Genomic DNA, 16,314 nt, shown 5'->3' with positions numbered 1-16,314 from the left:
CTGGCAGCGGTAGCGCCTCAGAATCGTTTCTCCGGGCCTAGTGATGCCCGGCATAGGTAATCACCCCAGACCGCCCATGCGGACCCGTCCTACCCACCACAGAGCCCCGCTGGCACACAACGCTGCGGTACAGGTCCAGATCCGCCTTCGTCGCCACCACCCAATCCCACGCCTCCTCCTGCTGCAGCACAGCCGCCACACGATCCTGGCCACCGCTCTGCCGGACCCGGTCGCACCATGCCTCGAAGATGTCCAGCGCTTCCTGGTGGCGGGCTTTGAGGGTCGCTTCGGTGTGCATGCCGGTCGCCACGTAGTGGGGGGTCTCGGTGGTCATGATTCTTCCTCCAGGATTCGGGTGAGGACGTTCTTGGCTGACGGGGTCATGTCGTCGGGGTAGAGCAGCTTGAGTGCCCCTTCGATCCGGGCGAGCTTGTCCTCGGCCTTCTTGCGCATCTCGTGCGGGGTGTTGCCTTCGGCTCGCTGGAAGGTCATCACGTAGCCGCGGTTCGTTGCCCGGTCGTAGCAGCGCTGCTCGAGGTAGTTCTTCGCGTCGGGGAATTGCTCGAAGCTGGTCCGCATGATGTCGAGTGAAGCGGCTGCGAGGGCTTCCGGTGTCGTGATGGAGATCCCTTGCGGGCCGATCTCCAACAGCTCAGCCTCCACGTCTCCGCGGACCTCGGGCTTGGCCTTGGTCTTGCTGCCCTTGCGTGGTCGTGCGCCTTCCGGGATGAGGAACGTCATGGACCTGCCGCGGCCTTCCATGAGCGCTTCGGGGTAGGCCATGCCGATCACTCGCATGACGGTGCCGGCGACGTCCATCGGCAGCGGGAGGTTGACTTGGATGCGGGTCATCTTTTCGGTTTCGGTCATGATGCGATTTCCGTTTCGTGGTGTTTGCCGAGGCGGTCGGTGGGTCTGAGTCCGGCTTTGATGTCTCCCCAACAGGCTCGGCAGTTGTGGGCTTCGAAGGTGGGGTGGTCTTCGCAGGGGGGACCTGGGGGGACCTGCGCCCCGGTCTCTTGCACTGGTTGGTCCCAGTGCCGGCCGGGTTGGTAGATGACTGCTGGGGTGCGGGCCACGTGGCTGCCGTCGGGGTTCCTCCGGGTGGCTGCCGTGATGGCTGCCTGGGTGAGTTGGGGGAACGTGGCCGGGTGGGTCAGGTTGCGCCCGATGAGGGTCATGAGGGCTGGTGTGCCCCATTCGGGCCGGAGCTGGTGGAGGATCCCCGCCAGCGCTTCTGCCTGGGGCCGGGTGATGCTGATTTGGTCAGTCAAGTGTCTGCCTCCTTCGCGTTACGTAACTGGACGATTGACTGATTTTCTTAGCCACAACTTCTTTAGAACTGGACTAAAAGCTTTGGTGAGATAGGCACATAGGTGAGTAGTAAGTGGTTAATGGTTAATGGTGCTAACTTTTCGCTAACCCTCTGCCATGCGTTTGCTATAGCAGGTGCTAAGGATTTGCTAGCCGCTAGGCAGCCTCCTGGCAGTGCGCGCATTCCGGTTTGAACACCCCCTTCTTTTCGTGGTGCCGGACGTGGGCGCCGTACCCGCCCGACTCCTGCTTGTTCGCCTGGTACGTCTCGATCTGCGTCCGTGAGTGCTGGTGGTCGAGGTAGTCGTGGAGCACGTAATTCCCGTCCTCCAAAGCGATCACAAGCCCTTTGTCGATCAGCTCCTTTCCCGCTTTCGGGCCCCGCGTGTTCAGCTCGTGCTTCGTGAAATGCCCGTCACTTTTGTTCTCGTTGCAGTCCGCGATCAATTCCACGTGCAACCGGAACGCTTTATCCGACAGGACCCGGATTTTCCGGTGCCGCGGATACTCGTTCGTGAGCGTGAAGTATGGCCTGGTGTCCTTGGCCACGACCGTTCCTTTCATGTGAGACCTCGGACCAGCTGTACGCGTTTGCTACGCCCGGGGCTGGTTCCTGAAGGCATGACTAAGCAGCGTTCGTACGGCAAATAAGCTGGTGTGCATGCATATAGAACCCCCCGCCGCTGGCCTGCTCGCCCAAATCATCCCGACGCTGTTGATCGTGCTGGCATTGGAGCAGCGGGCCGGGCTTCACAGAGGTCGGCGTGGTTTCTGGTCCGAGGTTCATTTCCTTGTCCGTACCGCCGCGATCTTCCTCAATCTGTCCACAACCTTCGTGTGTCTTGTCATCGTCATAACCGATTCGGACTTCAAGGGGCCATCCGCGATTGTCGTGGACAGCGGCATCCTGACAAGTCTCGTGTTTTTGTTCCTTGCTTTCTTCTTCATGGTGTTCGGATTGCTGAAGAAGGAAGTTGATGACTACTTCGCGCCCCTTGCCCATCCGAGCAACCTCGGTGTCGACCCCGGCGGTTCGGAACATCAGAAGGCCTGCAGTGAGTCGGACACGAGGTAGGCAAGATCCCGGGCTGCCGGGGGAGTGACGGCGTTGCCCGCCTGCATGGTGCGCTCCTTCATCGTCCCGAGGATGGTGTAATCCCGCGGGAAGTCCATTCCCCACATCTGCTCGTGTGGCTGGATCATCCGGAAGGCGACGTCGGCGACGTCCTTCTCGGTGTAGGTCATGAGCCCGTGGTGGTTGCCGCCGGCGGTGATGGTGGTGAACGGCTTCTCGCTGGCCGGGGTGGCCACAGCGTTGGACCGTAGAGTGACTACGAGTCCGTGCCGGTCCCTGGTGGTGAATGTGCTGTACGGGTCCGTGGTCGGCTTGGGCGATGGGGAGCCGTAGAACTGCGTGAGGATGCTCTCTGCGTTCGGGTAGCGGTTCAGCCCGTCCACGATCTGCCGCATGGTCGCGGCCGCCAGCGGCTTCTTCCGGTCTCCGATTCGCTTGCCCTTGATGCCCCAGTCGATGGCCTCCGCTGCAGGCTTCACGGCGGGCTCGAGGACAGCGTTGCGGCAGCTGGTGTGAGGGCAGCGGTAGACGTACTGCTGCCGGTACTTACCAACGATCCTCTTCGGGTCCTTGAATGCCTGGATGCAGCGGACCATGCCGTGCTCCGGGCACTCGGCCATGGGACGGAGGCGGTCGAAGTCAGGGGCCTTGTTGCCCTTGCGCCAGAACACGATGTAGACACGGTCACGGGACTGTGGGGCACCGTCGCCGAAAGCCTGGGCGTGCATGGAGTTGAGGCTGATGATCCGATGCTCGTAGCCGAGGTCTCCCATGGATTGCAGCCACCCGCGGAACGGCTTCCACGCGGTCACTTCGACCACGTTCTCGGTCATGATCGCTTCGTACTCGTGGATCTCGGCGAAGCGGGGCACGTCGTACATGGTGGCGCGGGACCGCTGCGCTGCCTCGTCGGGGATCCCGTCCGTGAACAGCGAGTCCTGGCCGTCCCACTGCTCGCGCTTGACGCCCTTGGCCACGGTGAAGTTCGTGCACTCCGGGGATGCCCACAGCAGGTCGGTGCGTGGGGTGAACTCCGGCCGGATGTGGGCAATGTCTGCGCAGGCGTGGTCCGTGTCCGGGTGGTTGTAGCCGTGCGTTTCGATGGCGCGTTCCCAGTGGTTCAGCGCCAGCTTCACGTGCAGGCCTGGGACCTGCATGATTCCGGTGCTGGATCCGCCGGCGCCGCAGAAGAAGTCTGAGACCGTGAGACTCATGCCGGGCTTCCTTTCAAGTTGAGGGGTGTGTCTTTGGTGAGTTGCCGGAACTCTCCGGCTTGCCGGTAGCTCCAGCCGTGGCCTGGGAAGTACTTCCGGAGGGTGCCGCGGTTGATGCCGGTGGTTCGGTGCACCTCGGTTTGGGATGCGCCGTCAGCGAATAGCTGTTCGGCCTGGCGCATCTTTTCTGGCGCGGGTGGAGCGTTGCGGCTGGTGATGTTCATTTGGTGCAGCCGCGGCACTCCCCGGTGCCGTTCAGGGGCCCGTCGCACGAGCTGCACGTTGGGATGGTCTTCTGCTGCTTGGGGAGGTTGAGGGCGGGCTTGGGCGGGAGGAGGGCGATGGTCTTCACGAGGCGGCCTCCAGCTCTGCCTCGGGAGCTTCCTTGCTGGCGATGTGCTCGTCGATCTTGGCGGCGATGAACCCGGACCAGTGCTCATCGCCTTCGGGCTTCGAGACGTAGACGACAGGTGCTTGGAGGTGCCCGAGGGACTTGATGAATTCAAGCGCGGTGGCGTCCTGGCTGACGTCGACGACGGTGTAATCGACTCCTTCCGCCAAGTTCTTCTTGTTGAACTTCCGCTTGGTCGCATCGCACTGGACGCAGGACGGCTTGGAGTAGAGAACGACGGCTGCCCCGTCGCGGGCTTCGATGCGGGGTGCGATGTCAGTGACTGTCAATGCTTCTCCTTGAGGGGATGGTGGCGGGCGCCCGATGGTTCAGGCGCCCGCGGTGGATGGTGCAAGGGTTGGTTAGAAGGGGACTTCGCCGCCGCCGTAGCCGCCGGAGTCGCCGCCCCAAGCTGCGGAGTTGCCGCCGCTGGAGCCGCCGCCCTGGCTGTTGCGCTGGGTGCGGTTGACCTTGGCGGTGGCGTTCTTCAAGCTTGGGCCGATCTCGTCGACCTGCAGTTCGATGACGGTGCGCTTCTCGCCTTCTCGAGTCTCGTAGCTGCGGCTGCCGAGCCGGCCGGACAAGATGACGCGGGTGCCCTTGGTGAGGGACTCGGCGACGTTTTCGGCTGCCTCGCGCCACACGGAGCAGCGCAGGAACAGTGTCTCGCCGTCCTTCCATTCGTTGCTCTGCCGGTCGAACGTCCGGGGCGTGCTGGCCACCGTGAAGTTGGCAACGGCCGCGCCCGAAGGTTGGAACCTCAGCTCTGGATCATTCGTCAGATTCCCGATGAGGGTCAGTGTGGTTTCGCCGGCCATCAGTTGCCCACCCCTGCCAGCCACTGAGCGTCTGCGTCTTCGGCGGGCAGGACACCGTCAGCGTCGGCCGGGGGCGTCTCAGCTTCTTCGATGAACCGGGAAGCTTCCGCCTTGGTGAGCTCCTTGGAGGATTCGAGTGTGCGGCCGGTGAAGGTGGAGAGTTCAGCGAGGCCGGACTCGCGGTCGTTGGCGCCGAGTTTGCCGAGGATGACGTGGATCTTGGTGAGCTGCGCGGCCGTGGCCAGTGCCTCGCCTGGCGCTTCGGGCTCGTCCTGAGGTGCTTCGTGGACGACGGCGGGCAGGTCCGGGGCCGGTGCCTTGGCACGGTTGATGGTGCGCTTGGTCTTCGGCGCTGCCTCGGCAGGAGCGGCGGTCTGCTCGCCGAGGTCGTCAAGCTCGACCTCTTCCACGGAAGTCGCGGCGATACCGGTGAGGACGTCAGGTGCGATGACGCGGCAGATCTCGGCCTGGCACTTGGCGGTGAGCATGCCGATGGGGTCCGTCTGGTACTTCTTGTTCGAGGTGTAGCCGGCCTTCTGCGCACGGGCGATGGTCCACTCAACACGGGTGGCCGTGGTTTCGCCCTTCCGGCGTCCCTCGTACACGACGCGCTGCTCGTTCGCTTCGACCCGGCGGATGGTGTGGCCGGCCTGCATGACGAGCGCCGCCATGGTTCGGGCGTACATGGACGGGCGGCCGGAGACAACGAAGATGTTGGCCAGCGCGTTCATCGGGTCGAGTCCGAGGGACTTGCCCGCGAGGATCGCCGCGGCTGCCGCTTCGGGCTTGCCACGGAACGATGAAGGGACGAACTCAGTGCCGCACAGGGCGGTGCCGAGCTGGTGGGCTGCTGCGAGTTCCTGCGCCCACTCCATGAGGGACACGGTCGCGGCCGTCGGCGGGAGGCCCGCGGCGCTGAATGGGGCGGCCATCGGGGCTGCCGCCTGCTGGGGGATTGCTACTTCACTCATGCTGCTTCTGCTTTCTGTTCGGGCTTGACCGGTTCGCCGACGATGGCTTCCCGGAGTTTGGTGGTCTTGTGGGTGTAGGCCGCGGCCAGGAACATGGCGTAGTGGCCCTTCATCTCGTCGCGGTTCTTCGCCAGCGGATAGAGCGTGGTGCCCAGCGGGGCGTCACCGTACCGGGCGTTCTCGCCGTCCCGGTCCATGGGGGTCACGTGCGCCACGTAGGTGGCTGCGATCTCTGGGAGCGGGTGCTCGTTGCCGTCCTCGTCGATGTAGAACTCGGCGAGGGAGTAGGCCGCGCACTGCAGCCCGGTCTCCCCGTAGACGTACTTGGACGTCTTGAGGTCGATCATCACGGGCTTGCCGTCGTTGAGCAGGGGAGAGGTGCCGATCATGTCGAACTTCCCGGCGAACCAGTCCTGCCGGCTGGCGCACGGCCGCTCCATCAGGAGCGGGGTGATCTGGAACCGGTCGAGGAAATCCGCGTACCCCTCGACGTACCCGGCGAGCTCTTCGGGGACGTCTTCGACGGTGCCGGTGGTCGCCAGGATCTCGGCGAAGTCGTGCACCGCTGTGCCCCTGACGCCCGCTTCGTCGCGGACCTTCGCGGGGATGGCGGCCAGCTCGCGGACGAAGTCGACGTCGTCACGGTTGCGGAGTGATTCGATCTCGGCCGGGTTCGCTTCGACGTACTCGGCCACGGTCTTGCCGGACCAGTAGATCAGTGCGGGCTTGGGGATCCCGCCGTTGAGGATGGTGGTCACGCCGGTGACGGGGAGCCCGTCGAGCTTGTACCGGTGCCCGTTGTGGGTGAAGGTCAGGCCCTTCACCGGCTCCTTGATCTTCGTGCTCATCGTGCTGGCTCCTTGTAGATGGCGGTGACGCCTTTGTCGCGGCCGCCGCAGAGGCGGGCGACTGCGCGGGCTTTGGTCTCGTCCTGGCCGTAGCGGCCGATGGGGTAGCCGATCTCGTCGTAGACGATCCACTCACCGGCGGCGTCGTCGCGGGGGTCGTAGCTCATACGGTCAGCTCCTGCTTCTGTGCCCAGGCTTCGAGGCGGGCGGTGGATGGGTTGACGTGGCCGGCGGTGACTTCGGCCTGGGTGTCGGGTGTGCCGTCGTGTTCGCAGTTGCAGAAGCAGACGTCGCGGCGGCAGTCTTCGCAGCGGTAGTGGCCGCCGCAGTAGCACTGAGTCATGGTCAGATCCCGAGTACGTCGCCGAGGAAGGCGAAGAAGATTGTGATGGTGAAGAGGAAGGCGAGCCCTGCGAGGGTGCCGAGGACGAGTTCGCCGCGTTCGGTGAGCCGGATCGGCTGGCGGCGGTTCATGCTGCCAGCTCCCAGTGGTCCTGGAATCCGGTGACGACGTCGGCGATGGCCATGTCGAGCTGGATCTCGAGGTGTTCGAGGACCTGCTCGGTGTTGTCGACGGTGCCGGCCCTGTTGACCTCGAGTGCGGTGTGCGTGCCGCGTTCGACTTGAAGTAGCTCATCGAGCAAGTTCAAAGCGTTTTCGACGGCATCGTTTTGGGCTGGGATGCCCAAGATGCCGCTGATGCGGTAGGCGAGGCGGTCGGCGTCCTGGTCGTTGAGGGCCACGGTTTCGTGGTGGGAGACGATGAGGTCGCGGGCTACTTTGGCGGCCTGTTCCTTCGTGAAGAAGTAGCCGTTGCTATACTTGGTGGTGTTCATCGAACGATTCCTTTTCGTGGGTTCGGTGGGCGTGAGGTCCGCGGGTTGCAGCCCGTGGGCCTCTTTTGTTGTGCTGCATCTATTACACCTTCAACTAGCGACAGAAACAAGTGACACTTGTTTTCAAGCAGTTTGTTGAAGGCCGGAGTCCCGGATCTGGTACGCCCGCTGCGGCGTCACCGACAGGATCCTCCCCACCTCCGGCGCCGTGCAACCAGCCTGAAAAGCAGCACGCACAGCCGCCCGCCTCGCGGCCTGCTTCTCCGCCGCCACAGCCTCAGCCTCAGCCGCCTCCGCGTTCGTGGATGCGACCAGCCGCAGAGCATCATCCTTATCGCTCACTGCTTGCTCCTCGTTGCCTGGTAGTAGTCGATGGCTTTGGGTGGGATCCGCCACGGGCTGGACCGGCCGCCGATCTTGTACGCGCCGCGCAGATCCTGCGTCTGGCAATGCTTCTTCACCGTGTCCGGGTGCTCGGCGAGCATCTCCGCGACTTCGGGGATGGTGTACGCGAGCCGGGGGAGCGCGGTGGCTGTCTTAGTGGCCGGCACGTGGCACACCCTTCCATGCGTGGAGGAACCCGCCGTGCCGCGACTTCCGCCGGCTGTTCGAGTAGTCCGCCTTGGCGATCAGGCCTCGGTTCTTGGCCGCGGTGAAGAGTCCGCCCCACTGGTTCTGATGGTTCGAAGGCTCAGGCACACCACGCTCCCGCAGGGTGTCGGCATTGAAGGGGTTCCCAGTCTTGGCCAGGTCTTCAATCACGACGAGAGCGTCCGCCTTCCAATCCGTCTCGAGTACAGCTGCTTGGGTCATTCGGTTATCTCCAATCTCATGAGGTAGTCGCGGAACGCGTCGTCCGCTGCGGTGTACGCGGTGATGTCGCCGGACGCCATCATGTTGACGGCCTCGCGGTGCAGGTCGAGGAGCTTGTCCCGCTGCTCCGCGTTCACTCGCCCCCCTCGCCTTCGCGGAGAACGGTGAGCGGTAGCCAGTCCACTTGGGGCTGCCACCAAGCGAGCGAGTTCGGCGTCTGCCAGTGGCCGTTGATGTACACCATGACCTTGCCGTGCGCAGTCGCGACGACCATGCCCTCTTTTGCAGTAATGGCGCCGATGCTGTGGATGGTCCGGGGGCTGGCTTCGATGATGTCCACCAGCTTTGCGATCGTGTCCTTGGCGGGCCGGGGGACCGACAGCGACCAGTCGGGGTCGGCCAGGTCCTTGGCGAATCGCAGGACCCGCGCCTGCTCGTCGTTGGCGGTAGCTGTGGTGGTCATGCGGGTTCCATTTCTTCTGTGGGTTTGGTGAGGGTCCAGCCCATTAGGGTTTCCAGCTCGAGGAGGGCGTTGTGCAGCTCGTCCGGTGTTGCCATCCCGCAGGTGGTGTCTTCGATGAGGTCGCGCAGCTTCTGCGTGGGCGCGGCGGTGAGCGTGGATGTTGCCATGGTTGTCCCCCTGTGGACTGGTGCTTATACGGTTGCGAGCTGGCGTTTGGAGCCTGCCGCGTTTGTCATTCTGGCCACGCGTGAATCCTCATTGCGGATGAAGAGTTCGTCGACGTCGCGGCGTAGCCACTTGGCGATTTGGTTTGCCAGGTCTTCCGAGCATTGCGTCATGGTTCCGCATTCAAGTGCGGAGATCGCTGCCTGGGTGCATTTGCAGAGGAGCGCGAGCTGCCGCTGCGAATAGCCTTCACGCTCACGGCGCTTCTTGAGCGTGGCCGTGCTGATGGGCTTCATAAAGACCTCCCCCCGGAGTCGTGTTCTGGGGCGCCTGGCCGCGAAGCTGGGGCGCCGTTCTTTTTCCTTGCCTTGGTACGTGTACATCCTGCATCCTTTCTTAGTGATTGACAAGTGAAGTGTGCTCCACTTGTCAGTCACTTGTCAACAACACGGGCTTGTTTCCCTGCAATTTCAAGGATCTAGCCGGTTTACTTGTATTCGGGAAAGTTTGAATCGTTGGAACAAGTAATACAACTGGTTAGAGGATGGGCCCCATGGACAGCACACCAATGACGTTGACGGAGATCGCCCAGGCGGCCTCCGACAACAACGGAGGCGCTAGGGGGCGTCAGCTGGGCCGTATAGCAGAACGAAAAGGTCTCACACTGTCCTACACGACAGTCGACAAGATCCTCGCCGGCACGTACACCTCGCGGCCGAGTCGGCGAACCTTGGAGGCGCTCGCTCAACTATCAGGAGTACCAGTGGAAAAGGTTTACGCAGCCGCGCAGGAGGCACCACCACAAGCCCGATTTGCAGACCAACTGCCCCCCGGCGTCGACGCACTCACACCCGAACAGCGGAAAGTGATCATCGACATAATCCGCGTCTTCCTCAAAGACAACCGCACCATCCACCGCCTCGAAACCGAGATCGCAGCTACCGAGCCGCAGGAAGCCCAGGACGACTACCGCCTGGCCGCCCGTGAACCCGACGCCGAGATCGGCCACGATCAACTTCCCGAAGAATAAGGACCACCCACCATGACGACAGAAAGCACCGGGGGCCTCCGAGCCCTCATCATGAACACCCGCGGCGAACGCAACAACGCCGAACTCTCCCGCGACTGCGGCGGCATCCCCACGCAGTCCCGGCTGCAGCAGATGGCCACCAAGCCCATCATGCTCTTCCCGGACCCCGCCACCATCAAGGGCCTCGCCCGCGGCCTGAACGTGAACGTCGGCGACGTCATCGCCGCCTGCGCCAAGGACCTCGGTCTGAACATGGGCGGCCCGGACGACTCGGCCCTGCAGCTGGCCGGCGCCCGCGACCTGCCCGAGTCCTCCCAGCGCGTGCTGATCAGCATGTCCCGGGAGCTGCAAAACCTCGCCGCGCAGGCCCGCACCAACCACTAAAGTTTGAGCGCAAACTAATCCTGTCAGTGCTCTCTACTATGTTCTTGCCCCATGGGGTACGAACAGATGGCGGCGCACTTAGGCGTCACTGTCGTATCCGGATACCCGCCGCACGGATGGTGGGGAAGCTACGATCCTGACCGGCACCGCATCATGATCCGGCCTGACCTGGGCTATATTCAGGCGAGGTCAACCATCTGGCACGAGCTCGGCCACGCCCACTACCAGCACGTCGGGTGCACCCCGAAGCAGGAGCGCCAGGCGCGGATGTGGGCGGCCCGCCACCTGATCCGGCCAAAGCAGTTCATCGATGCCGCCCGGATCACGGACGACCTCATCAGCATCGCCCACCGGCTCAACGTCATGCCCGACGACGTCCGGCACTTCGAACAATCCCTCACCGAGGACGAGCTGCTGTATCTGAGAAAGGAAATCGACAAAGCACATGAATGAGCGGGACAAGCAGATCCTTGCCCTCGCCGGTGAGCAGTTCAAATACGCCGCCGCCCGGGAAGCCAAGGCCAGCGAGCAGTTCGGACTTTCCGGGGTCCGGTTCTGGCAGGAGGTCAACCGGATCCTCGATACGCCGACGGCTCACGCTTACGATCCGCACACCGTCACGCGGCTCAAGCGGCAGCGGGTGCAGCGGCACCGGCCACGCGTCGCCTCGAGGCTCCTCTAATGGCCAGGGTGGAGGACCGGTGGATCCGGAAGGACAAGACCCGCACGCCGCTCTACGGGAAGGGGCTGCGGTGGCGTGCCGAGTGGACCCCGCCCGGGGCGACCAAGCAGCGGCAGAGCTTCGCCACGAAAGCGGCAGCCGAGCACTTCCTCGCCGAGCAGGTAACGGCCATGAACCGCGGCACCTACGTCCGGTCACGGAAGAAGACCCTGTTCCCCGACTACGCGAGAGCGTGGCAGAAGTCCCAGCTGCAGCACCGGGACTCCTCGAAGGAGCAGGTCGAGGCGAAGCTGAAGCTCTACATCATCCCCAGCTTCGAGAACGTGAGCCTGGACGAGATCCGGCGCGAGGACGTGCAGGAAGCGGTGGGGGACTGGTCAGAGTCGCTGGCGCCGTCCACGGTGAAGCTCACCTACAGCTACCTCTCCGCGATCTTCAAGTCAGCCGTGCTCGACGGGCACATCCAGAAGACCCCGTGTGTGAAGATCCGCATGCCCGAGGTCGAGCACGAGGCCGTCATCCCGCTCCGCACCGACGTCGTGCAGCGGCTCGCCGCCGAGATCTGGCGACCGTACCGGCGGATGGTGGTCTTCTGTGCTGCCACCGGGCTCCGGTCCTCCGAGCTGCGCGGGCTGACCTGGGACCGGATCGACCTCGACAACGCCATGATCAGCATTGACCGGCAACTCATCGGGTACAGCTCGTCCGATCCGAAGTGGGGGCCGCTGAAGACGAAGGCGAGCCGCCGGCGGATCCACATCGGGGACCACTCCGTGCAGCTCCTCAAAGACCTGCGCGAGAGCGAGCACGGGCCGGACGGTCTGATCTTCCACTCGGAGGGGCGGGCGATCACCCGGCACACGGCCAGCGAGGCGTGGCGGAACGTCCGTCTCAAGGTCAAGGAAGCGGGGACGGGCTGGCACGAGCTCCGCCACTACCACGCCTCCCAGCTCATCGCCGGGGGCATGTCACCGGTGGCCGTCGCACACCGCCTGGGCCACAAGGACGCCACCGAAACACTGAAGACCTACGCCCACCTGTGGCCGGACGATGACACCCGGGCGGCCGCCATCACGGATGGTCTCGTCAGGTTCGATGCCCCTGATTTGCCCCTGACCTAGCCGGAACGCCAATGCTGGTGCAGAATGTTGCAGAACCCGGCGTATCGGTCAACCCATCCACCTAACCCCGCGTCTGGAAGGTAGATGCCCGTGCAGTCCTCCTATGACCTCGATCCAAGACTGAACGCCGTGCTCGTGCCCATCGTTGGCCCCGGCCGTCAGGATCCGGATGGAACGATCGAGCTCACCGTCATTATCGATGGGACCATAATGTCCGGCTCGGTGGTGAGTGAGGAAGCGTGGTCCAGACGCCAGGAATCGCAGATCGGCGCATCGGGCGGGTACGGGGCTGACGTTCCCGGAGACGCGCAGGAAGCCGGGAACAACCCGCTGGAAGACCAGGTCCGGTTCATCCATTTCCTTGAACCCGTAGTGGTGTCCGGCGGCAACCCCATCCGGCTGAACGCGACGAGGGTGGACCTCCGCAACGTATCGGCCTGGAGCATCGGCCGCCTCCAGTACGGAGAGACGTAAATGCTGCCCGTCCGGGGGTGTGAGTGATTTCACGGGCTCCAAGGCAAAAGAAGCCCCCTGCCCGCCCTAGAATGGATGGTGAACGTAGAAGTTCTTCCGCCGGATCTGCGTTCGCAGCCGGCGGTATTTCTTTGCACGTCCAACGGCATCCGGGGTGGACCGAAACCCTGCCGGTGCCAGCATGCCCTGGATAACTTCCAGTGGCCGCCATCCGGTTTACGAGGACGTAGCCGGTTGAACCAAGGAAGGTAGTTCTGTGAGCCAGACGTCAGATTCTTGTCTTGATACGTGGATGAGCCGTGAGGCGCTCGCCGAGGCCATGATCCCGGTTATCGGCCGGCTGTACCGTGAAAACAACGTGGTTACCTCCATCCACGGCCGCAGCCTGATCAACAAGTCCACCATGAACATCCTTAAGGCGCACCGCTTTGCGCGCCGGATGAGCAAGGATGAGCTGCTCCTCGAGGAGACGGCACCGCTGCTGGACACGCTGGCACAGCTGGACCTGGGTGCCGCTGCCATCGACATTGCCCGCCTGAACCAGAAGTTCAAGTCCGACGGCGGGGACCTGACGTTGGAGGAATTCCTCCGCGCCGAGCTGGCTGAGATCGTGGGTAAGCGGGGAGCGGACGACCGCACCAGCACCGACGTCGTGCTCTACGGCTTCGGCCGCATCGGCCGCCTGCTGGCGCGCCTCCTGATCGAAAAGGCGGGTGGCGGCCACGGCCTGCGCCTGCGCGCCATCGTGGTCCGGCGCGGCTCCGACAACGACCTGACCAAGCGGGCCAGCCTGCTGCGCCGCGACTCCGTCCACGGTTCCTTCGAAGGAACCATCCGGGTGGACACCGATGCCAACACCATCACGGCCAACGGCGTCCAGATCCAGGTCATCTACTCGGACAACCCGGCCACCATCGACTACACGGCCTACGGCATCAACAACGCCCTGGTGGTAGACAACACCGGCCGCTGGCGCGACGCCGAGGGCCTCGGCCAGCACCTGCTGAGCAAGGGCGTTGCCAAGGTTCTGCTGACCGCACCGGGCAAGGGCGAGCTGAAGAACATCGTGCACGGCATCAACCACCGCGACATCGCCGATTCCGACAAGATCGTAACGGCAGCCTCCTGCACCACCAACGCCATTACCCCGGTCCTGAAGGCGCTCAACGACAAGTACGGTGTGATCCACGGCCACGTGGAGACCGTCCACTCGTTCACGAACGACCAGAACCTGATCGACAACTTCCACAAGGGCGACCGCCGCGGCCGCTCCGCCGCGCTGAACATGGTGATCACCGAGACCGGCGCGGCCAAGGCTGTGGCCAAGGCGCTGCCGGAGCTGCAGGGCAAGCTCAGCGGCAGCTCCATCCGGGTCCCCACCCCGGACGTATCCCTGGCCGTCCTGAACCTCAACCTGGAACGCGGCACCACCAAGGACGAGGTCAACGACTACCTGCGCGAGATGTCGCTGCACTCGGACCTGCGCAAGCAGATCGATTACATCGACTCGCCTGAGGTCGTCTCCACAGACTTCGTCGGCTCCCGCCGGGCAGGCATCGTCGATGGCCTCGCCACCATCGCCAACGACAAGAACCTCGTTGTCTACGTCTGGTACGACAACGAGTTCGGCTACAGCTGCCAGGTGGTCCGCGTCATGGAAGAAATGGCCGGGGTCAACCCGCCGACCTTCCCGGCCAAGGACTCCGAAAAGGACGCCGCCCCGGTCCTGGCCGTGGCAGCCTCGGCCTAACCGGAACGTTTCGTCAGCCCCGCCGGCACAGTTGTGCCGGCGGGGCTGACCTGTTCCCGGGAAGTTCCCGGGCAATTCTCTGGAATCAGGCGGTAATCGGGCACAAACTTGTGTCATGAAACAGAACCCGACACTCCAGCATGAGACAACCCTGGAACACGCCCTCGATGTTGCCAAGGCCAACCAGAAAGAAGCCCAACGGCTTCTGGACGAGGCACGCGCGTCACATGCGGCAGGGGAAATAGGCGAGGACAGGGTGGCCCAGCTTGAGCGGCTCCTGGATCTGGCCAACACCGATCTCCATCGGGTCATGCGCGAGCAGTAACCGGCCCCCCCTCCACAGGGCACCTGTCCTCCACACTGTGGATACCCGCACACCGACGGGTGGTTTCGCTTAGGCTCCTGGATGTGTATCCACAACCTGCCCGCCACGCCCAGCGCCCCCGGACGCCCCTGTGAGCGTCAGCTGGGCCGGTTACCGGCGTGCGCGCCGCCGCTCCCGGCAGGCCTGGGCGGTGCTCGGTGCCGCAGCGGCATCGGTGGTCGCCGCCGCCGTGTGGTTTTTCACGGCAGGCCAGTTCATCGCCGCCGAGCCTGCCATGTCCGGACCCAGAGAGGCGCCGGTGTTCGATGCGGCCTGGATGAAGCCCGTGACGCCCCCGCACGCGGTGCCGCCAGGCGGCGCGGCCGCCGCACTTGAAACCTTGGCAGTGAAGGGCCGGGCATCGGGAAGCGACTATGACCGGTCCGCCTTCGGCCAGGCCTGGCAGGACGCAGACCACAACGGCTGCGACACGCGCAACGACATCCTGCGCCGGGACCTTCACGACGTTGAGTTTACGGAGGGGTCAAAGTGCAAGGTTTCCGCTGGAACCATGCATGAGCCGTACGTGGGGCTGGCGGTCAGGTTCGTCCGCGGCGCAGAGTCCAGCAAGGCCGTGCAGATCGACCACGTCGTCGCGCTCGGCGACGCCTGGCAGAAGGGGGCCCAGCAGTTGACGCTGCAGCAGCGGCAGAACCTTGCCAACGATCCGGTCAACCTCATTGCCGCGGACGGTGACGCCAACCAGGAGAAAAGCGCGTCGGACGCCGCCACGTGGCTGCCGAAGAACAAGGCCCTCCGGTGCCACTACGTGGCGCGGCAGATCTCGGTGAAGGCAGCGTACGGACTCTGGGTCACCCAGCCGGAGAGGGACGCCATGGCCCGCGTGCTGGAATCATGCCCGCAGCAGCAGACGGTGGTGCCGCAGTAGGGCCGCAAAGGCAGCAAGCAGGCGCGGTGTCAGTGGCCGAACGGGTCGGGGTCAACGCCCGGCATCCAGGTCAGGCCCGGTACGCCCCAGCCGCTCTTCTTCGCCTGCTTCATCGCCTTGCGGGCATACCTGTCGATGAGTCGGTTGACGTACAGCTTGCCGTCAAGGTGGTCGTATTCGTGCTGGATGATGCGTGCGAACCAGCCGGTGGCTTCGAAATCCACCGGATTGCCTAGCCCGTCAAAGCCCTGGACTCGCACCCACTCGGCGCGCTTGAGCGGATACTGCTCGCCGGGGAAGGAAAGGCAGCCCTCCACTTCCTCATCCGGATCCGGCAGCGCCCCGGACACCTTGGAAAGCGTCAGCACAGGATTGACCACCACGCCGGCCGGGGGAGCGCCGTCCTCGTTTTCGTACTTGTACACGAAGATGCGCTTGCCCACGCCGATCTGCGGCGCGGCCAGGCCGACGCCGTTCGCCAAGTCGTTCGTTTCGAACATGTCGGCAATCAACTGGCGAAGCCCGTCGTCGAACTCTTCCACTTCAGCAGCCCGGCGGTGCAGCACCGGCTCGCCCCAGATCGTGATGGGCAGAACGGTCATGTGAGGATCCTTCGACGCTTTGCCGGGGTGGAACCGGCAGTGGTGAAAACAAGCAGCAGTGGTGAAAACAAGCAAAGGCCGCACCGGAAAACCGGTACGGCCTTTGTTGC

General features: G+C 64.1%; 33 protein-coding genes. 10 read left to right on the top strand and 23 right to left on the bottom strand.

Features of this window, described 5'->3' with window-relative positions; genetic code table 11:
* Positions 1-37: 37 nt before the first annotated feature.
* The 4 genes from ACTHQX_RS05565 to ACTHQX_RS05550 all read right to left on the bottom strand — a co-directional run bounded on the left by ACTHQX_RS05565 (position 38) and on the right by ACTHQX_RS05550 (position 1,863).
* Positions 38-334 carry a hypothetical protein gene (locus tag ACTHQX_RS05565; RefSeq protein WP_440155912.1) on the bottom strand — a complete coding sequence of 99 codons (297 nt, stop codon included), beginning with the start codon at positions 332-334 and terminating at the stop codon, positions 38-40.
* The gene (locus ACTHQX_RS05560) at positions 331-870 is read right to left on the bottom strand and encodes a hypothetical protein (protein WP_440155913.1); all 540 of its coding nucleotides are present in this window, start codon (positions 868-870) and stop codon (positions 331-333) included. The genes ACTHQX_RS05565 and ACTHQX_RS05560 overlap by 4 nt, the downstream gene beginning before the upstream one ends.
* Positions 867-1,274, bottom strand: coding sequence for a hypothetical protein (locus tag ACTHQX_RS05555; protein WP_440155914.1), 408 nt, complete (start codon positions 1,272-1,274; stop codon positions 867-869). The genes ACTHQX_RS05560 and ACTHQX_RS05555 overlap by 4 nt, the downstream gene beginning before the upstream one ends.
* Before the next feature lie 196 nt (positions 1,275-1,470).
* A complete protein-coding gene (locus ACTHQX_RS05550; RefSeq protein ID WP_440155916.1) occupies positions 1,471-1,863 on the bottom strand; it encodes a hypothetical protein in 393 nt (130 codons plus the stop codon).
* A 112-nt stretch (positions 1,864-1,975) separates the two neighbouring features.
* Between ACTHQX_RS05550 and ACTHQX_RS05545 the strand changes: the two genes are divergently transcribed.
* Positions 1,976-2,389, top strand: coding sequence for a hypothetical protein (locus tag ACTHQX_RS05545; protein ID WP_440155918.1), 414 nt, complete (start codon positions 1,976-1,978; stop codon positions 2,387-2,389).
* Here the strand turns inward: ACTHQX_RS05545 and ACTHQX_RS05540 are convergent.
* The 18 genes from ACTHQX_RS05540 to ACTHQX_RS05455 all read right to left on the bottom strand — a co-directional run bounded on the left by ACTHQX_RS05540 (position 2,356) and on the right by ACTHQX_RS05455 (position 9,204).
* Positions 2,356-3,603 (bottom strand): DNA cytosine methyltransferase, encoded by a 1,248-nt coding sequence (locus tag ACTHQX_RS05540; protein ID WP_440155920.1) that lies wholly within the window; start codon positions 3,601-3,603, stop codon positions 2,356-2,358. The two genes, ACTHQX_RS05545 and ACTHQX_RS05540, sit on opposite strands and share 34 nt — an antisense overlap.
* Complete coding sequence (locus ACTHQX_RS05535; protein ID WP_440155921.1) at positions 3,600-3,827, bottom strand: hypothetical protein; 228 nt, start codon at positions 3,825-3,827, stop codon at positions 3,600-3,602. The genes ACTHQX_RS05540 and ACTHQX_RS05535 overlap by 4 nt, the downstream gene beginning before the upstream one ends.
* Entirely contained in the window at positions 3,824-3,955 is a 132-nt protein-coding gene (locus ACTHQX_RS05530) for a hypothetical protein (RefSeq protein WP_440155922.1), read from the bottom strand. Before ACTHQX_RS05530 ends, ACTHQX_RS05535 begins: the two co-directional genes overlap by 4 nt.
* On the bottom strand, positions 3,952-4,284 hold the full coding sequence (locus tag ACTHQX_RS05525) for a glutaredoxin family protein (RefSeq protein WP_440155923.1): 333 nt from the start codon (positions 4,282-4,284) through the stop codon (positions 3,952-3,954). The genes ACTHQX_RS05530 and ACTHQX_RS05525 overlap by 4 nt, the downstream gene beginning before the upstream one ends.
* A gap of 72 nt (positions 4,285-4,356) precedes the next feature.
* The gene (locus ACTHQX_RS05520; protein WP_440155924.1) at positions 4,357-4,812 is read right to left on the bottom strand and encodes a single-stranded DNA-binding protein; all 456 of its coding nucleotides are present in this window, start codon (positions 4,810-4,812) and stop codon (positions 4,357-4,359) included.
* A complete protein-coding gene (locus tag ACTHQX_RS05515; protein ID WP_440155926.1) occupies positions 4,812-5,783 on the bottom strand; it encodes a hypothetical protein in 972 nt (323 codons plus the stop codon). The genes ACTHQX_RS05520 and ACTHQX_RS05515 overlap by 1 nt, the downstream gene beginning before the upstream one ends.
* Positions 5,780-6,631 (bottom strand): hypothetical protein, encoded by an 852-nt coding sequence (locus tag ACTHQX_RS05510; protein ID WP_440155928.1) that lies wholly within the window; start codon positions 6,629-6,631, stop codon positions 5,780-5,782. Before ACTHQX_RS05510 ends, ACTHQX_RS05515 begins: the two co-directional genes overlap by 4 nt.
* Positions 6,628-6,798, bottom strand: a complete 171-nt coding sequence (locus ACTHQX_RS05505; RefSeq protein ID WP_440155929.1) for a hypothetical protein — start codon at positions 6,796-6,798, stop codon at positions 6,628-6,630. The genes ACTHQX_RS05510 and ACTHQX_RS05505 overlap by 4 nt, the downstream gene beginning before the upstream one ends.
* Complete coding sequence (locus ACTHQX_RS05500; RefSeq protein WP_440155931.1) at positions 6,795-6,974, bottom strand: hypothetical protein; 180 nt, start codon at positions 6,972-6,974, stop codon at positions 6,795-6,797. Before ACTHQX_RS05500 ends, ACTHQX_RS05505 begins: the two co-directional genes overlap by 4 nt.
* Before the next feature lie 2 nt (positions 6,975-6,976).
* On the bottom strand, positions 6,977-7,105 hold the full coding sequence (locus ACTHQX_RS05495; protein WP_440155932.1) for a hypothetical protein: 129 nt from the start codon (positions 7,103-7,105) through the stop codon (positions 6,977-6,979).
* Positions 7,102-7,467, bottom strand: a complete 366-nt coding sequence (locus ACTHQX_RS05490) for a hypothetical protein (RefSeq protein ID WP_440155934.1) — start codon at positions 7,465-7,467, stop codon at positions 7,102-7,104. The genes ACTHQX_RS05495 and ACTHQX_RS05490 overlap by 4 nt, the downstream gene beginning before the upstream one ends.
* A gap of 123 nt (positions 7,468-7,590) precedes the next feature.
* Entirely contained in the window at positions 7,591-7,809 is a 219-nt protein-coding gene (locus ACTHQX_RS05485) for a hypothetical protein (RefSeq protein WP_440155935.1), read from the bottom strand.
* Positions 7,806-8,018 (bottom strand): helix-turn-helix domain-containing protein, encoded by a 213-nt coding sequence (locus ACTHQX_RS05480; RefSeq protein ID WP_440155937.1) that lies wholly within the window; start codon positions 8,016-8,018, stop codon positions 7,806-7,808. The genes ACTHQX_RS05485 and ACTHQX_RS05480 overlap by 4 nt, the downstream gene beginning before the upstream one ends.
* Positions 8,005-8,280, bottom strand: a complete 276-nt coding sequence (locus tag ACTHQX_RS05475) for a hypothetical protein (RefSeq protein ID WP_440155938.1) — start codon at positions 8,278-8,280, stop codon at positions 8,005-8,007. The genes ACTHQX_RS05480 and ACTHQX_RS05475 overlap by 14 nt, the downstream gene beginning before the upstream one ends.
* A complete protein-coding gene (locus ACTHQX_RS05470) occupies positions 8,277-8,417 on the bottom strand; it encodes a hypothetical protein (protein ID WP_440155940.1) in 141 nt (46 codons plus the stop codon). The genes ACTHQX_RS05475 and ACTHQX_RS05470 overlap by 4 nt, the downstream gene beginning before the upstream one ends.
* Complete coding sequence (locus tag ACTHQX_RS05465; protein ID WP_440155941.1) at positions 8,414-8,743, bottom strand: hypothetical protein; 330 nt, start codon at positions 8,741-8,743, stop codon at positions 8,414-8,416. Before ACTHQX_RS05465 ends, ACTHQX_RS05470 begins: the two co-directional genes overlap by 4 nt.
* Complete coding sequence (locus tag ACTHQX_RS05460) at positions 8,740-8,910, bottom strand: hypothetical protein (protein WP_440155943.1); 171 nt, start codon at positions 8,908-8,910, stop codon at positions 8,740-8,742. The genes ACTHQX_RS05465 and ACTHQX_RS05460 overlap by 4 nt, the downstream gene beginning before the upstream one ends.
* A gap of 24 nt (positions 8,911-8,934) precedes the next feature.
* The gene (locus tag ACTHQX_RS05455; protein WP_440155945.1) at positions 8,935-9,204 is read right to left on the bottom strand and encodes a helix-turn-helix transcriptional regulator; all 270 of its coding nucleotides are present in this window, start codon (positions 9,202-9,204) and stop codon (positions 8,935-8,937) included.
* 257 nt (positions 9,205-9,461) lie between these two features.
* On the opposite strand from ACTHQX_RS05455, the gene ACTHQX_RS05450 reads away from it, so the two are divergent.
* The 9 genes from ACTHQX_RS05450 (at position 9,462) to ACTHQX_RS05410 (ending at position 15,602) form a co-directional block, all read left to right on the top strand.
* Positions 9,462-9,938, top strand: a complete 477-nt coding sequence (locus tag ACTHQX_RS05450; protein ID WP_440155947.1) for a hypothetical protein — start codon at positions 9,462-9,464, stop codon at positions 9,936-9,938.
* Between the two features lie 12 nt (positions 9,939-9,950).
* Positions 9,951-10,322, top strand: coding sequence for a hypothetical protein (locus ACTHQX_RS05445; RefSeq protein WP_440155948.1), 372 nt, complete (start codon positions 9,951-9,953; stop codon positions 10,320-10,322).
* Between the two features lie 51 nt (positions 10,323-10,373).
* Positions 10,374-10,775 carry an ImmA/IrrE family metallo-endopeptidase gene (locus ACTHQX_RS05440; protein ID WP_440155949.1) on the top strand — a complete coding sequence of 134 codons (402 nt, stop codon included), beginning with the start codon at positions 10,374-10,376 and terminating at the stop codon, positions 10,773-10,775.
* The gene (locus ACTHQX_RS05435) at positions 10,768-11,004 is read left to right on the top strand and encodes a DUF3263 domain-containing protein (RefSeq protein ID WP_440155950.1); all 237 of its coding nucleotides are present in this window, start codon (positions 10,768-10,770) and stop codon (positions 11,002-11,004) included. The genes ACTHQX_RS05440 and ACTHQX_RS05435 overlap by 8 nt, the downstream gene beginning before the upstream one ends.
* Complete coding sequence (locus tag ACTHQX_RS05430; RefSeq protein WP_440155952.1) at positions 11,004-12,125, top strand: tyrosine-type recombinase/integrase; 1,122 nt, start codon at positions 11,004-11,006, stop codon at positions 12,123-12,125. Before ACTHQX_RS05435 ends, ACTHQX_RS05430 begins: the two co-directional genes overlap by 1 nt.
* 90 nt (positions 12,126-12,215) lie before the next feature.
* The gene (locus tag ACTHQX_RS05425; RefSeq protein WP_440155954.1) at positions 12,216-12,599 is read left to right on the top strand and encodes a hypothetical protein; all 384 of its coding nucleotides are present in this window, start codon (positions 12,216-12,218) and stop codon (positions 12,597-12,599) included.
* 256 nt (positions 12,600-12,855) lie between these two features.
* Positions 12,856-14,349: a glyceraldehyde-3-phosphate dehydrogenase gene (locus ACTHQX_RS05420; protein WP_440155955.1), complete on the top strand. Its 1,494-nt coding sequence runs from the start codon at positions 12,856-12,858 to the stop codon at positions 14,347-14,349.
* Positions 14,350-14,464: 115 nt separating this feature from the next.
* Positions 14,465-14,674 carry a hypothetical protein gene (locus ACTHQX_RS05415; RefSeq protein ID WP_440155957.1) on the top strand — a complete coding sequence of 70 codons (210 nt, stop codon included), beginning with the start codon at positions 14,465-14,467 and terminating at the stop codon, positions 14,672-14,674.
* 130 nt (positions 14,675-14,804) lie between these two features.
* On the top strand, positions 14,805-15,602 hold the full coding sequence (locus ACTHQX_RS05410) for an HNH endonuclease family protein (protein ID WP_440155959.1): 798 nt from the start codon (positions 14,805-14,807) through the stop codon (positions 15,600-15,602).
* Positions 15,603-15,631: 29 nt separating this feature from the next.
* Here the strand turns inward: ACTHQX_RS05410 and def are convergent, their stop codons facing one another.
* Positions 15,632-16,204, bottom strand: a complete 573-nt coding sequence (def, locus tag ACTHQX_RS05405) for a peptide deformylase (RefSeq protein WP_236803705.1) — start codon at positions 16,202-16,204, stop codon at positions 15,632-15,634.
* Positions 16,205-16,314: the final 110 nt, after the last annotated feature.

The sequence above is a fragment of the Arthrobacter sp. SAFR-023 genome (assembly GCF_051965295.1).
Classification (GTDB): domain Bacteria; phylum Actinomycetota; class Actinomycetes; order Actinomycetales; family Micrococcaceae; genus Arthrobacter.
The sequence above is the reverse complement of the archived record's forward strand: the minus strand, read 5'-3'. Positions and strand labels throughout refer to the sequence as shown.

Coding starts and splice junctions, on each gene's coding strand:
- ACTHQX_RS05565 (WP_440155912.1), bottom strand. CDS start 334: ATGACCACCGAGACCCCCCACTACGTGGCGACCGGCATGCACACCGAA.
- ACTHQX_RS05560 (WP_440155913.1), bottom strand. CDS start 870: ATGACCGAAACCGAAAAGATGACCCGCATCCAAGTCAACCTCCCGCTG.
- ACTHQX_RS05545 (WP_440155918.1), top strand. CDS start 1,976: ATGCATATAGAACCCCCCGCCGCTGGCCTGCTCGCCCAAATCATCCCG.
- ACTHQX_RS05540 (WP_440155920.1), bottom strand. CDS start 3,603: ATGAGTCTCACGGTCTCAGACTTCTTCTGCGGCGCCGGCGGATCCAGC.
- ACTHQX_RS05535 (WP_440155921.1), bottom strand. CDS start 3,827: ATGAACATCACCAGCCGCAACGCTCCACCCGCGCCAGAAAAGATGCGC.
- ACTHQX_RS05520 (WP_440155924.1), bottom strand. CDS start 4,812: ATGGCCGGCGAAACCACACTGACCCTCATCGGGAATCTGACGAATGAT.
- ACTHQX_RS05515 (WP_440155926.1), bottom strand. CDS start 5,783: ATGAGTGAAGTAGCAATCCCCCAGCAGGCGGCAGCCCCGATGGCCGCC.
- ACTHQX_RS05510 (WP_440155928.1), bottom strand. CDS start 6,631: ATGAGCACGAAGATCAAGGAGCCGGTGAAGGGCCTGACCTTCACCCAC.
- ACTHQX_RS05505 (WP_440155929.1), bottom strand. CDS start 6,798: ATGAGCTACGACCCCCGCGACGACGCCGCCGGTGAGTGGATCGTCTAC.
- ACTHQX_RS05500 (WP_440155931.1), bottom strand. CDS start 6,974: ATGACTCAGTGCTACTGCGGCGGCCACTACCGCTGCGAAGACTGCCGC.
- ACTHQX_RS05495 (WP_440155932.1), bottom strand. CDS start 7,105: ATGAACCGCCGCCAGCCGATCCGGCTCACCGAACGCGGCGAACTCGTC.
- ACTHQX_RS05490 (WP_440155934.1), bottom strand. CDS start 7,467: ATGAACACCACCAAGTATAGCAACGGCTACTTCTTCACGAAGGAACAG.
- ACTHQX_RS05475 (WP_440155938.1), bottom strand. CDS start 8,280: ATGACCCAAGCAGCTGTACTCGAGACGGATTGGAAGGCGGACGCTCTC.
- ACTHQX_RS05465 (WP_440155941.1), bottom strand. CDS start 8,743: ATGACCACCACAGCTACCGCCAACGACGAGCAGGCGCGGGTCCTGCGA.
- ACTHQX_RS05460 (WP_440155943.1), bottom strand. CDS start 8,910: ATGGCAACATCCACGCTCACCGCCGCGCCCACGCAGAAGCTGCGCGAC.
- ACTHQX_RS05455 (WP_440155945.1), bottom strand. CDS start 9,204: ATGAAGCCCATCAGCACGGCCACGCTCAAGAAGCGCCGTGAGCGTGAA.
- ACTHQX_RS05450 (WP_440155947.1), top strand. CDS start 9,462: ATGGACAGCACACCAATGACGTTGACGGAGATCGCCCAGGCGGCCTCC.
- ACTHQX_RS05445 (WP_440155948.1), top strand. CDS start 9,951: ATGACGACAGAAAGCACCGGGGGCCTCCGAGCCCTCATCATGAACACC.
- ACTHQX_RS05440 (WP_440155949.1), top strand. CDS start 10,374: ATGGGGTACGAACAGATGGCGGCGCACTTAGGCGTCACTGTCGTATCC.
- ACTHQX_RS05435 (WP_440155950.1), top strand. CDS start 10,768: ATGAATGAGCGGGACAAGCAGATCCTTGCCCTCGCCGGTGAGCAGTTC.
- ACTHQX_RS05430 (WP_440155952.1), top strand. CDS start 11,004: ATGGCCAGGGTGGAGGACCGGTGGATCCGGAAGGACAAGACCCGCACG.
- ACTHQX_RS05415 (WP_440155957.1), top strand. CDS start 14,465: ATGAAACAGAACCCGACACTCCAGCATGAGACAACCCTGGAACACGCC.
- def (WP_236803705.1), bottom strand. CDS start 16,204: ATGACCGTTCTGCCCATCACGATCTGGGGCGAGCCGGTGCTGCACCGC.